General features: G+C 70.7%; 13 protein-coding genes. 8 read left to right on the top strand and 5 right to left on the bottom strand.

Annotated features, from left to right (window positions below):
• The first annotated feature begins 153 nt into the window (after positions 1–153).
• The 4 genes from OV208_RS01685 to nagZ all read left to right on the top strand — a co-directional run bounded on the left by OV208_RS01685 (position 154) and on the right by nagZ (position 5,474).
• Complete coding sequence (locus tag OV208_RS01685) at positions 154–1,182, top strand: AAA family ATPase (RefSeq protein WP_267572019.1); 1,029 nt, start codon at positions 154–156, stop codon at positions 1,180–1,182.
• 13 nt (positions 1,183–1,195) lie between these two features.
• Positions 1,196–2,077 (top strand): DUF58 domain-containing protein, encoded by an 882-nt coding sequence (locus OV208_RS01690; RefSeq protein WP_120535286.1) that lies wholly within the window; start codon positions 1,196–1,198, stop codon positions 2,075–2,077.
• Entirely contained in the window at positions 2,074–4,173 is a 2,100-nt protein-coding gene (locus tag OV208_RS01695; RefSeq protein ID WP_267572020.1) for a BatA domain-containing protein, read from the top strand. The genes OV208_RS01690 and OV208_RS01695 overlap by 4 nt, the downstream gene beginning before the upstream one ends.
• Before the next feature lie 236 nt (positions 4,174–4,409).
• Positions 4,410–5,474, top strand: coding sequence for a beta-N-acetylhexosaminidase (nagZ, locus tag OV208_RS01700; RefSeq protein ID WP_370450800.1), 1,065 nt, complete (start codon positions 4,410–4,412; stop codon positions 5,472–5,474).
• Between the two features lie 60 nt (positions 5,475–5,534).
• On the opposite strand, the gene OV208_RS01705 is transcribed toward nagZ, so the two are convergent.
• From OV208_RS01705 to OV208_RS01720, 4 genes are all read right to left on the bottom strand, one after another.
• The gene (locus OV208_RS01705; protein ID WP_267572021.1) at positions 5,535–5,888 is read right to left on the bottom strand and encodes a hypothetical protein; all 354 of its coding nucleotides are present in this window, start codon (positions 5,886–5,888) and stop codon (positions 5,535–5,537) included.
• A gap of 140 nt (positions 5,889–6,028) precedes the next feature.
• A complete protein-coding gene (locus OV208_RS01710; RefSeq protein WP_267572022.1) occupies positions 6,029–6,550 on the bottom strand; it encodes a hypothetical protein in 522 nt (173 codons plus the stop codon).
• A gap of 237 nt (positions 6,551–6,787) precedes the next feature.
• Entirely contained in the window at positions 6,788–7,441 is a 654-nt protein-coding gene (bcp, locus tag OV208_RS01715) for a thioredoxin-dependent thiol peroxidase (protein WP_267572023.1), read from the bottom strand.
• Positions 7,442–7,491: 50 nt separating this feature from the next.
• Positions 7,492–7,980: a hypothetical protein gene (locus OV208_RS01720; protein WP_267572024.1), complete on the bottom strand. Its 489-nt coding sequence runs from the start codon at positions 7,978–7,980 to the stop codon at positions 7,492–7,494.
• Between the two features lie 57 nt (positions 7,981–8,037).
• Between OV208_RS01720 and OV208_RS01725 the strand changes: the two genes are divergently transcribed.
• Positions 8,038–8,679, top strand: coding sequence for a hypothetical protein (locus OV208_RS01725; RefSeq protein WP_267572025.1), 642 nt, complete (start codon positions 8,038–8,040; stop codon positions 8,677–8,679).
• 21 nt (positions 8,680–8,700) lie between these two features.
• On the opposite strand, the gene OV208_RS01730 is transcribed toward OV208_RS01725, so the two are convergent.
• Complete coding sequence (locus tag OV208_RS01730) at positions 8,701–10,020, bottom strand: response regulator (RefSeq protein ID WP_120541131.1); 1,320 nt, start codon at positions 10,018–10,020, stop codon at positions 8,701–8,703.
• Positions 10,021–10,146: 126 nt separating this feature from the next.
• On the opposite strand from OV208_RS01730, the gene OV208_RS01735 reads away from it, so the two are divergent.
• From OV208_RS01735 to OV208_RS01745, 3 genes are read left to right on the top strand one after another with little or no spacing between them, the layout of a single operon-like run.
• Complete coding sequence (locus OV208_RS01735) at positions 10,147–10,476, top strand: MXAN_6627.5 family MYXO-CTERM protein (RefSeq protein WP_267572026.1); 330 nt, start codon at positions 10,147–10,149, stop codon at positions 10,474–10,476.
• A gap of 34 nt (positions 10,477–10,510) precedes the next feature.
• Complete coding sequence (locus OV208_RS01740; protein WP_267572027.1) at positions 10,511–11,551, top strand: class I SAM-dependent methyltransferase; 1,041 nt, start codon at positions 10,511–10,513, stop codon at positions 11,549–11,551.
• A gap of 51 nt (positions 11,552–11,602) precedes the next feature.
• A complete protein-coding gene (locus OV208_RS01745; RefSeq protein ID WP_267572028.1) occupies positions 11,603–12,181 on the top strand; it encodes a Uma2 family endonuclease in 579 nt (192 codons plus the stop codon).
• Position 12,182: the final 1 nt, after the last annotated feature.

Genomic DNA, 12,182 nt, shown 5'->3' on the forward strand with positions numbered 1-12,182 from the left:
GGCGACCGGGGGGTCGGGCGTGAGGCCGGGCGGACCCGTGTGTAGGCACGCGGAATAGGGAGGGCCTGGAACGGTTGCCACCACACGGCCAGTGCTCCTGGGCGACGGAAACCGTTGGTCCGCCCCCCGCGCGCCGATTAAGAGAACCCTTCCATGGAAAGCGCCGCCCCCGCCCCACTCCCCCCGTCCGACGCCACCAGCGAGGACCTGCGCGCCGTCGAGGAGCTTGCCCAGGCCCGCAACGCCATCGTCGAACAGATTGAAAAGCGCGTCGTCGGCCAGCGCGACGTGGTGGAGCACCTGCTGATTTCGCTCTTCAGCCGCGGCCACTGCCTGTTCGTGGGCGTCCCGGGCCTCGCGAAGACGCTGCTCATCTCCACGCTGGCGGACGTGCTCAACCTGTCCTTCAACCGCATCCAGTTCACGCCGGACCTGATGCCCTCGGACATCACCGGCACGGACATCCTGGAAGAGGACAAGACGACGGGGCGCCGCTCCTTCCGCTTCATGCAGGGGCCCCTGTTCGCGAACATCATCCTCGCGGACGAGGTGAACCGCACGCCGCCCAAGACGCAGGCCGCGCTCCTCCAGGCCATGCAGGAGTACCGCATCACCGCCGGCGGCCGGACGTACCCGCTGGAGCTGCCCTTCCTCGTCTTCGCCACGCAGAACCCCATCGAGCAGGAAGGCACCTACCCGCTCCCCGAGGCGCAGCTGGACCGCTTCATGTTCCTGGTGGACGTGGGCTACCCCACCGCCGAGGAGGAGGTGCAGATCGTCAAGAGCACCACCGCGGGCGCGCCGCCGAAGCTGGAGAAGATCCTCTCCCCCGAGCGCATCCTCGCGCTCCAGGAGCTGGTGCGCCGCGTGCCGGTGCCGGACCACGTGGTGCGCTACGCGGTGGAGCTGGTGCGCCACACGCGTCCCAAGGAAGCGGGCGCGCCGGAGTTCGTGGCGAAGAACGTGTCATGGGGCGCGGGTCCCCGTGCGAGCCAGTACCTGGTGCTCGCGGCCAAGGCGCGCGCCATCCTCAACGGTCGCTTCGTGGCCACGGTGGAGGACGTCCGCGCGCTGGCGCGTCCCGTGCTGCGCCACCGCGTGCTGCCGAACTTCACCGCGGAGAGCGAAGGCATCACGTCGGTGAAGTTGATTGATCAGCTCCTCACGGTGGTGAAGGGCTAGTCCCGCCCACCCCATGGCGCTGCTCGACGCCCAGACGCTGTCCCGCCTCCAGGGAGTGAAGCTGCGCGCCCGCGCGGTGATGGAGGGCGTGCTGTCCGGCCTCCACAAGAGCCCGCATCAGGGCCAGAGCGTGGAGTTCGCGGAGCACAAGGAGTACGCCCCTGGCGACGAGCTGCGCCACCTGGACTGGAAGGCCTACGGCAAGTTCGACAAGTACTACGTCAAACGCTACGAGCACGAGACGAACCTGCGCTCGGTGATGGTCGTGGATGCGTCCGCGTCCATGGGCTACCAGAGCGGCGCCATGTCCAAGCTGGAGGTGGCCAAGACGCTCGCGGGCGCGCTCAGCTACCTGCTCGTGCGGCAGCAGGACGCGGCGGGCCTCGCGGTGATGGTGGGCGGCGCGTTCCGGGATATCCCTCCGCGTGCATCCGCGGGGCACCTCAACGTGCTGCTGGACGCGCTGGAGCACACAGAGGCGAAGGGCCCCACGGACCTGGGCAGCGCGGCGGATCATCTCGCGGAGGTGCTGCCCCGGCGCTCGACGGTCATCGTGCTGTCGGACCTGCTGGATGAACGGCAGGAGGCGCTGAAGCGGGTGCTGGCGCTGCGGCAGCGCAAGAACGACGTGGCGGTGTTCCACCTGGTGGACCCCGCGGAGCTGACGTTCCCGTTCGATGACCCCACGCTCTTCCTGGACATGGAGGGCGAGGGCCGCATCGAGGTGAACCCGCGTGAAATCAAGCAGAGCTACCTGGAGGAGTTCGGCGCGTTCCTCGCGGACGTGAAGGCGAAGTGCGCCGAGGCGGACGTGGACTACGAGCTGGTGCGCACCGACGAGCGGTTGGATGAAGTGCTGCTGCGCTTCCTGGGGCGTCGAGGGAGGCGCCGGTGACGTTCGGCAACCCGTGGTTCCTGCTGGGCGCGCTGGGTGCGCTCATCCCCGTGCTGGTGCACCTGTTCGACCGGCGTCGGCCCCGGGCGCATCCGTTCGGCCCGATGGCGTTCGTGCTGCGAAGCCAGAAGCGCACGGCGAGCCGCCTCAAGTTGAAGCGGCTGCTGCTCTACACGCTGCGCACGCTCATCCTGCTGGCCATCCCGCTCGCGCTGGCACGGCCGGAGTTCAGCCGCGACGCGCAGGCGGCGACGGTGACACGCGGGCCGGCGGCCACGGCCATCATCCTGGATGCGTCGCTGTCCATGCGCTGGTCGGATGGCACGTCGCTGTTCGAGAAGGGTCGCGACGAGGCACGCGACGCGCTCAAGGACCTGCTGCCGGAGGAGCCCGCGACGGTGATGGTATGCACGGGCGCGCCCGAAGCACCGCCGCCCCCGGGCTTCGACCGGGCCCGGCTGCGCGCTCTCGTGGACGAGGCGAAGCCCACGTACGGTTCGGCGGACCTGTCGCGCTGCCTGGACATGGCGGCGCGGGCGCTGGAAGAGAACCCGATGGAGGGCAAGCGCCTGGTGGTCGTCTCCGACATGACGGTCTCCGGCTTCCGGCTGGAAGCGCCGCCGCCCACGGTGAAGGGCCCCACGGGCACGCTGGTGAAGCCGGAAGTGGTGCTGCGCGACGTGGCGGAGGGCCGCGAGTCCCTGGACAACCACGCGCTGGTGGACCTGCGGGTGGAGCCCGCGCTCCAGGCGGGACCGCGCTCGTACCAGTTCACGTTCACGGTGCGGAACTTCGGCACGAAGCCTGTGAAGGACCTGGAGGCCGCGGTGCGCGTGGGCGAGTCCACGCTGGCCAAGGGCTTCGTGGACGTGCCGGCGGGAGGCACCACGCAGAAGACGCTGACGGTGCGCTTTCCCCAGGGCGGCACGGTGGTGGGCGCGGTGACGCTGGCGCCGGACGCGCTGGCGGAGGACGACCGGCGGCCCTTCGTGCTGCCGGTGCCGCGCGGGCTGAAGGCGTTGGTGGTGAATGGCTCACCGCACGCGACGCGCTACCGGGATGAGGCCTTCTTCGTGGACGCGGCGCTCACGTCGCCGGGCTCGCCGGTGGACGTGGCGGTGCGCGACGCGGAGGTGGGCCTGCGCGAGGACTTCACCGCGTATGACCTGGTGCTGCTGCTCAACACGCCCGCGCCGTCGGAGGACGAGGCGGCGAAGTTGAAGACCTTCGTGGAGAACGGCGGCGGCCTCTTCGTGAGCGTGGGCGACCACGTGAACCCGGACACGTACAACCAGCGGCTGGGCGCGCTGCTGCCCCGGCCCCTGCGACTGGTGCGCACCAGCGCCGAGCGCGAGGACCCGGACGCGGAGACGAAGACGGCGAAGCTGGCGCAGGTGAAGGTGGACCACCCGCTGTTCGCGCCGTTCACGGGCCGGGCGGAAGAGGGGCTCATCGGGGCGCGCTTCTACAAGTACATGTTGCTGGAGGCGGACAGCCCGTCCGCGCCGGGAACGAGCCAGGTGCTGGCCACGTACGAGGACGGAGCACCGGCGGTGGCGGTGGCGCGCCGGGGCAAGGGGCGCGTGGCGCTGTTCACCAGCACGGTGGACCGCGACTGGAGCGACTTCGCCATCCGGACGAGCTTCCTGCCGCTGATGCAGCGCTTCGCGGCGTACCTCACGGGCTCGCTGGAGGAGCGTGAAGAGGTGCGCGTGCGCGTGGGCGAGACGGTGACGCTGCGCCCGGAAGGCACGCAGAAGGTGACGGCGGTGCGCGCGCCGGATGGCAGCGAGGTGCCGGTGAAGGCACAGCCGGACGGTTCGTTCGTCGCGGGCCCCACGGTGGAGCCGGGGGTGCACTCGGTGCTGGGGGCGGAGGGAAAGCCCGTGGCCGCGCTGGACTTCGCCGCCACGCTGGACCCGGCGGAGAGCGACCTGTCGCGGGTGCCGCAGGACACGCTGACGGCCTACTTCGGCGAGGACACGGTGAAGGCGTCCACGGGGGACGCGGACAAGCCCGCCGTTCCGCTGTGGACGTGGCTCATCCTGGCCGCGTGCCTGGCGTTCTTCTTCGAGGGGACGCTGCTGCGCAAGTAGCGGGGCATGAGCCTCTCCGGGGAGGAGGCCAGGCTCGCGGGGCGTGGCGCACTCCGCCCCTGGACGCGGTGTCATTCCTCGGCCCCTGCCGCCACGGAAGGAGCCGGCTGCTCCGCACCCTGACAGGCAGCCGACGCTAGGAGACGCATCCGCTGCCCCACGGACGGCGGGCTCTGCCACACTGCGCGGCCGTGAGCCCTGCTTCCGCCCTCTATCGCGACTGTGCCCGCCTGTTCATGGTGGGCTTTCCTGGCACCCGCATCGACGCCGACCTCGCGGCGTTGATGGACGACGGCATCTACGGCGCCATCCTCTTCAAGCGCAACGTGGGCACCGCGGCCGAGACGGCGGCGTTGTGCCACGAGCTGAAGGTGCGCGCGGGCAGGCCCTTCATCCTCTCCGTGGACCAGGAGGGTGGCCGGGTCGCGCGGCTGCGTGACGCGCCCTTCACGGCGCTGCCGCCCATGCGGGAGCTGGGACAGCGCGGCGACGAAGCCCTGGCTGAACGCGTGGGCCGGCTGCTCGCGCATGAGCTGCGCGCGGTGGGCTTCGACTGGGACTTCGCGCCGGTGCTGGACGTGGACACCAATCCGGCCAACCCGGTGATTGGCGACCGCAGCTTCAGCCGAGACCCGGCGGAGGTGGGCCGGCTGGGCGTGGCGCTCGCGCGGGGGATGGAGGCCGGTGGCGTGGCGTCGTGCGGGAAGCACTTCCCGGGACATGGCGACACGACGACGGACAGCCACCTCACCCTGCCCCGGCTGCCGCACGACCTGGAGCGACTGCGCCGCGTGGAGCTGGTGCCCTTCCAGGCGTTCGCGAAGGCGGGGCTCGCATCACTGATGACGGCGCACGTGCTGTTCGACGCGCTGGAGCCCGGCGTGCCGGCGACCATGAGCCACCGCGCGCTGCACGGCATCCTGCGCCAGGAGCTGGGCTTCGACGGCGTGCTCGTCAGCGATGATTTGGAGATGAAGGCCATCGCGGGGCACTACTCGGTGGAGGAGGCCGCGGTGCAGGGCACGCTCGCGGGCGTGGACCTGTTCCTCGTGTGTCACCACGCGGACGTGCAGCGCGGTGCCATCGAAGCGCTGGTGAAGGCGGTGGAGTCCGGCCGCGTCCCGCGCGAACGCATCACCGAAGCCCACCGTCGCCTGGACGCGCTCGCCGCCCGCTTCGCGCACCCCGCCGAGGACCGGCTCGCCACGCTGGGCGATGCGAACCACCGCGCGCTCGCGCAGGGACTCGCCAGCGCGTTCACCGGCAAGGACCCAACGGAGGTCATGCTCGCATCGCGCTGAGCCCGGCCCCGCGTTCCAGTCCGGGAGCGTCTTCGTTCCCAGGCTTCGGAGCGAGCCGCGTCACTCCGTGTCGTGATGGCCCTGGATGAACTGCTGCGTCCCGCCCGGGTCTCGCGTGTCCTCGTCGGGCGCGGTGTAGCCCGGCGCGCCAATCTTGTTGGTATGGCCCTGGGCGCCCGCGCCGTCCTCGGCGGCCGTGGTGCCCGCGCTGCCGGAGCCTCCCGTGCCGTCGCCGGACGTCATCCGCAGCGGCGCCATGGGAGCCCCGCGCTGCTGGGTGTTGGCGATGCCCTCGTAGCGGCTCCCCGCCCGGGGCATCAGCGGCCTGTCGCGATTGCAGCCCGGTCCGATGAACGCCACTGTGGCGGCGAAGGTCCCCAGCAACGTCCAGCGGTAGAGGGCTCGCGAATGCATGAACGGCTCCTTCTGGAGGCGTGAAGGCCTCGACAGTAAGGAGTGGTTACCCCGGGGCCCCGCCGGGAGTCAGTCGCAGGGCCGGAGTACAGGCGCCCGCCGGCACGCAGGCCGGTGGACGCCCTGGGACTTCAGGACCGCTAGCGCTGCTGCAGGTAGATGGGCTGGGTGACGTAGCTGTAGGGAGCGTCGAAACCGCGCACGCTCTCGTTCGCCGTGGACGTGCTCCAACCGCCCAGGCCCCACGCGGCGGGCGAGTACGTCGCCCCACCCAGCGTGCCATAGCGGTGCGCCATCATGCCGCCCGCGTCGTCCCAGAGGGAGTTGTTGGCCTGACCGTCCTTGGCCTTCGTGCGCGGGTCGATGCTGGAGCCGATCTTCCCGATGGTCTCGTTGTAGCCCCGGTCCACCGTCAGCATGTGCCTGGGCAGCTTCGCGGCCGCGTTGCCGTGGTGCGCGTCGCCAGGGGCTTCGTTCCCCTGCTGCTCGGCCACGTTGTACAGGGCCTCACCCTGCGTGCCGCGCTGGGCGAAGGCATTGCCCCGCGACTCGTCCGGCTGCTTGCCGCCCGTCTCCGGGAGACCGCCGCAGGCCGTGCCCAGCAGCACGCCCGTCACCAGCGCCGCCGCCCCCATCCACTGCTGAATGCCTCGCTCGCGCATGTTCATCGTCTCCGCCATCCCCAAGGGATGGTCATGCTGTCCGCGCCAGCCACCGGGCATCCACCCGACGGCTCGGCTTGCAGGTCGCCCCCTGCCTGGCCCGAAGGCCATGGCGGGGCTGGGTCATGAACGGCCGGTCCCCCAGGATGCGGAGACCCACCACGGGGCGCAGGAATACACGGTCCCGGCCTCCCTGTCCCGCCAGGAGTGCACCGGGAAGCCGCCGCCCTACCCTCGTCAGGCGCGAGCACCCTTCCGGGCCGGAGCCTTCTTCGCCGCCGGTTTCTTGACAGCCGCCGGCTTCACTACCGCCGCCGGAGCCTTCTTCGCGGCCGGAGCCTTCACCGCCGGAGCCTTCTTCGCGGCCGGAGCCTTCACCGCCGACGCGGAGGCCTTGGAGGCCGGAGCCGGGGAGGCCGCACCGGAAGGCTGCTGGAGCGAGGCCAGCACCTCGGCCACGTGCCCGGCGACCTTCACCTTGGGCCACACGCGCAGGACCTTGCCGTCCGGCCCGATGAGGAAGGTCGCGCGGATGAGGCCCATGAACTTGCGGCCATAGAGGGACTTCTCCCCCCACACCCCATACGCATCCGCCACCGCGTGGTCCGGGTCCGCCAGGAGCGAGAAGGGCAGGCCCTGTTTCGTGGCGAACTTCTGGTGGCTGGCGGTGCTGTCCGGCGACACGCCCAGCACCACCGCGCCGGCCTTCACCAGCGCGGAGTGCTCGTCGCGGAAATCGCACGCCTCCGTGGTGCAGCCGGGCGTCGCGTCCTTCGGATAGAAGTAGAGGACGACGTGCCGCCCCTTGAGCTGCGAGAGGGAGACGGTGGCACCGCTCTGGTCGGAGAGCGAGAAGCCGGGGGCCTTGTCACCTGCTTGGGGCATGGGCATGTGACGGCTCCATACCCAGCCCCCGCCGGCTTCTCAACTCCGCTCGCGGCTCAGTGCTGGTCCGCGCCGTCCTCGCCCGGCGGATGGCTCTTGGCCTCCGTCTGGACCAGCTCCGTCTGGCAGCGCTGCAGCACCTTGCGCAGCATGTCGCGGGTTACGTCCGTCTTGGCCTCGCCCATCTTCTTGGCGAGGTTCTCACAGGCGGCGCGCTTCGAATCCACCTCGCTGGCGCCCGGGCCGGTCGCGCCAGGGCGGGCCAGGGGGCGCGGCGGAGGAAGCTGCTCGCGAGCGGACTTCAGCGAGGCCAGACGCTTCTCCGCCTCCGGACGGCTCTTGGAGTCCTTGGGGACGGCCTCGAATTCGGCGACGACCTCCACCCAGGCCGGGTCCTGAGGGGACGCATTCTTGTTGATCAACTCTTGATAACGCCCCTCGGCCTTGGCGAGCTGCTCCGGACCGGGGTCCTGGGAACAGCCCGACAGCACGAGCAGGCCCATCAACAGCAGAGCGGCGGAGTGTCGTGGGTAGGCAATGCGCATGGTGTGGTTCTTCCTCCTGCTGGCCACCCGGTTAAACCACGGCTAGGGTGCGCCGTCGTGGCTCCCATCCTGCTCGCCTTCCTGCTCGGCCTGACCCAAGGTCTGCTCCACGCCCTGGGGCCGGACCACTGCGCCGCCATGGCCACGCTCGGTACCCTGGGCGGCGGCCGGCGCCGCGTCGCGCTGAAGACCGCGCTGAGGTTCGCCCTGGGCCACGCGTTCATGCTGGGCGGCATCGCCGCCGTCTGCCTGTTCGCGGGCGTGGGCCTGTCGGAGACCTTCGAGCGCTGGGCGGAGGTGTTCGGAGGCGCCGTGCTGGTGGCGCTGGCCGTCACCGCGCTCATCTTCCCGCACAGCCTGGACCACGGGCACCCGCACCTGCCCGGCCACGACCGCAAGCCGCACGAGCACGTGCACACCGTGAGCACCGCCGCGGGCGCCTTCATGGCCATCAGCGGCGTGCGCTCGCTGCTCATCGCCCTGCCCCCGCTGTTGGTGGGCGGCAGCATGAGCCTGTCCGCGTGGACGTACCTGCCCGGCTTCGCGCTGGGCATCCTCATCGGCATGGGCGCGGTGGGCCTGCTGTTCGCCGAAGGGCTGTCCCGCGCCAGCGCGCGCATCAGCCTGTGGATCCAGCGCGGGGTCGCCCTGGGCTCCGGCGCGCTGGGCCTGTTCTGGATTGGCTCCCGGCTGGTGTAGCAGCGCGGGAGCGGCGTCCGGCTACCGCTTGTCCAGGATGCCCAGCGCCATCATCGACACCAGGAACCCGTGGACGACGTGCTCCGGGCGGTTGGCGAACGCGAGCAGCTCCGCCACCACGCGATTGCCGTCGATCTTCGGCAACAGCTCCGCCTCCCAGCGCTCCAGCTCCACCTCGTTGAGACCGTAGGCGGGGGCGACCGCGGGGATGAGCCGGTCCTCGGGCTGGAGCAGCCGGCGCAGGCGCTCCGGCTTGTAGAGCTTCTTGATGCCCCGGACGATGAGGTTGGCCGGGTGCACGTCCAGCTTGATGGACTCCGCGGAGGCCTTCTCCTTGAAGCTCATCACGTACGTGCCCTCCTCCCAGGAGAAGAGCGAGTAGATGATGGCCTTCACCTGCTGGCCCACGTAGTACAGCCGCTCCGTGTCCTTGAGCAGCGCGCGCTCCACCAGCACGTCGCCGGTGCGGCGGTGGCTCAGCGCGGCGACGGCGGACGCGTCCTGGAGCTGCTCGGGTTTGATCTTCCCCACGCGCACCAGGAACTGCCCGAAGCGGTCCGCCAGGAGGTTGGAGAGCGCGAACACCGGGGTGCCGTTCTCGAAGTAGACGACCTTCTTCACCTTGCCGCGCTGGATGCCCAGCTCGCCCGTCTCGCGCGACAGGTAGAAGGCGGTGAGCAGCGACGGCAGGTTGTCGCGCAGCTCGCCCCGGCGGCTGCCCGGCGCGCCCGCGCCCACCGGCAGCGGATCCGGCGGACGGCCCGGCGTGGGGGCCCGCACCTGGGTGGAGGCCACCTTCTGCATGGGCGTGGCGGTGAGGTTCGCGCCCCGGATCTCCGCCGTGAGGTTGCCGCCGCCAGTGACCTTGATGCGTCCGGTCAGCTCCATGGCGTCCTGCGGGCCCTCCTCCTCCACGTCGATGTCCAGCTCCACCTCGAAGGCGTCCTGCATCGAGGCGGAGGGGACCTTCTTCTCCGCGGGCAGCACCTTGGCCACCGCTTCGAGCAGCTTCTGGGCCTCGAAGGGTTTCTCGAAGTAGCCGGCGGCCTGGTACTTCTGGCGCGCCTCCGTGGCGTGCTTGCCGCCCTTGAAGACGCCCGTGATGAAGAGCAGCGGGAGCTGGGGGTTGTCCTTCCGCAGCGTGTCCGCGAGGTGGTAGCCCATCATGTCGGGCAGAAGGATGTCCAGGACGGCACACTGGGGCGGTGAGGCGCGCGCGGCCTCGATGCCCTGCTTGCCACGGCTGGCGCCGACCACCTCGTACCCGGCATCCTCGAAGAGCTGGGTGAGGAGGGAGAGGAGCTCCTGGTTGTCGTCCACGACGAGGATTCGAGGCGCCATCGCGGGGGGACCGTAGCAGATTCGGCCGCCCTGTCGGCCAGCGATTCCAGGAACCCCGGAAGCCCGCCCCCTTCAGTGGAAAGATGCAAGCGTGCCGCTGGGGCGTTAGGGTGGCGCCCGCCTCTCATGTCCTCCCTCTTCTCGCGCCTCCGTCCGGCGGGGTTCCTGACCCTGACCTGCTTCCTGCTGCTGTCGCCCCTGGCGGCCGTGGCCCAGTCGCAGTCCGACGGAGGAGAAGAAGACCCCGGCGGCGAGGAGGGCGAAGGCAGCGTCGGGCGGGTGCCCATCAACTGCCGCAGCAGCAATGACTGCGCGCCGCGCTTCAGTTGCGACACCGGCAAGTGCAAGTACACCGGGATACGGCAGGCCCAGACCCAGGGCTGCCTGCTGGGTCCTGAAGCGGCGCTGATGGTGCTGGGCGTGGCCGCGGTGGCCGGCTCCCGGCGCCGCCGCTAGGCCCCCCACCCCCTCTCCCAAGGAGCGACGCGCGATGCGGCTGGGCCTCAAGGCGGACAACCTCCTGGAGCGGGTGGCGGACTTCCTCAACCTGGCGCCCCAGCCCCTGGCGCACGCCTTCTTCGGGATGATGGCGTCGCGCACGCTGATGGCCGGCGCGCGCCTGGGCGTCTACGCGGCGCTGGCGGACGGCGCGGCGACCGCGGAGGCGCTGGCGGCCCGGCTCAAGACGAGCACCGAGGGCATGCGGGCGCTCCTGGAAGCGCTCATCGCCTGCGAGGTGGTGGAGCTGCAGCGGGGCCGCTTCCGGCTGGCCCCCCGGGCCCGGCGGTGGCTGGATCCGCGCTCGCCGCAGGCCATCACCGCGTTCCTGGAGTTCAACTACGCCCAGTGGGACTGGTGGGGGCAGTTGGAGAACGCGGTGAAGAGCGGGCAGTCGGTGGACATCCACCAGTTCGCTCCGGACGACCCGCGCTGGCGCGACTACATCCAGGCCATGTACCAGCTGGCCCGGCTGGCCTCGCCGGAGGTGGCGGCGGCCATCCCCCTGCCCCGGGGCGCCAAGCAGTTGCTGGACCTGGGCGGCGCGCATGGCTGGTACGCGGCGGAGCTGTGCCGGGTGCACCGGGGCCTGAAGGCCACGGTGGTGGACCTGGAGGGCAGCGTGCGCGTGGGGCGGGAGATCATCGCCCAGGCGGGGCTGTCGCACCGGGTGACGCACAAGGAAGGCGACGTGCTGAACACGGAGCTGGGCGGGCCGTATGACGGCGTGCTGCTGTTCCAGGTGATGCACCACCTGACGCCCGCGCAGAACGTGGCGCTGCTCCGGCGCGTGCGCGGGGCGATGGCGTCCAAGGGCACGTTGGCGGTGCTGGAGTACCTGCGCGAGGAGCGCGACACGCAGGGCACGTCCGCGCCGCTCATCGGGCTGCACTACTTCCTCACGTCGGGCGCGGCGGCGTACACGCCCGCGGAGGTGGAGGGCTTCCTGGACGACGCGGGCTTCAAGGTGCAGAGCACCCGGCCCATCCGCCATCTGCCGTTGCAGACGTTGATCATCGCGCAGCCGGAGTAGGGGCCCGCCCGCTGGCTTGTCAGACGGCGTTGCTATCTCCACACTCCAGGCATGGCCTATGGCGCGAAGACGCTCGAGGGTCCCGCGACCCTCGCTGATATCGAGGCCCTGCCCGAGGGCGTGGTGGGCGAGATCATCGACGGGACGTTGTACACGCAGGCGCGGCCCCGGGCCGAGCATGGCTATTTCGAACTGAGGCTCTTTCGCGAGTTGGACGAGTCGTTCCAACTGGGCGGGGAGCAACCGGGCGGCTGGTGGATCATCACCGAGCCCGGCATCCGGGTGGGAGGCTCGCCGGAGTTCAGCCCGGACCTCGCGGGCTGGCCACGCGAACGGGTCCCCGGGCTGCCCAAGGGACAATGGACCGATGTTCCCGATTGGGCGTGCGAAATCCTCTCCCCCTCCACGCGCGCCTACGACCAGCGCATCAAACGGCCTTTCTACGCGCGCATCGGCATCCGGCACCTGTGGTTCGTGGACCTTGAGGTGCGCACGCTCACCGTGAGCGAGCTGCGGGAGGGACGCTGGGTGGAGATGGGCGTCTATGGCGAAGAGGATGACCTCATCCGGGCGCCACCGTTCGATGAGCGGGACCTGCGTCTGGGCTGGCTCTGGAAGTCCATCCGCTAGG

This window comes from Corallococcus sp. bb12-1, assembly GCF_026626765.1.
GTDB lineage: Bacteria > Myxococcota > Myxococcia > Myxococcales > Myxococcaceae > Corallococcus > Corallococcus terminator.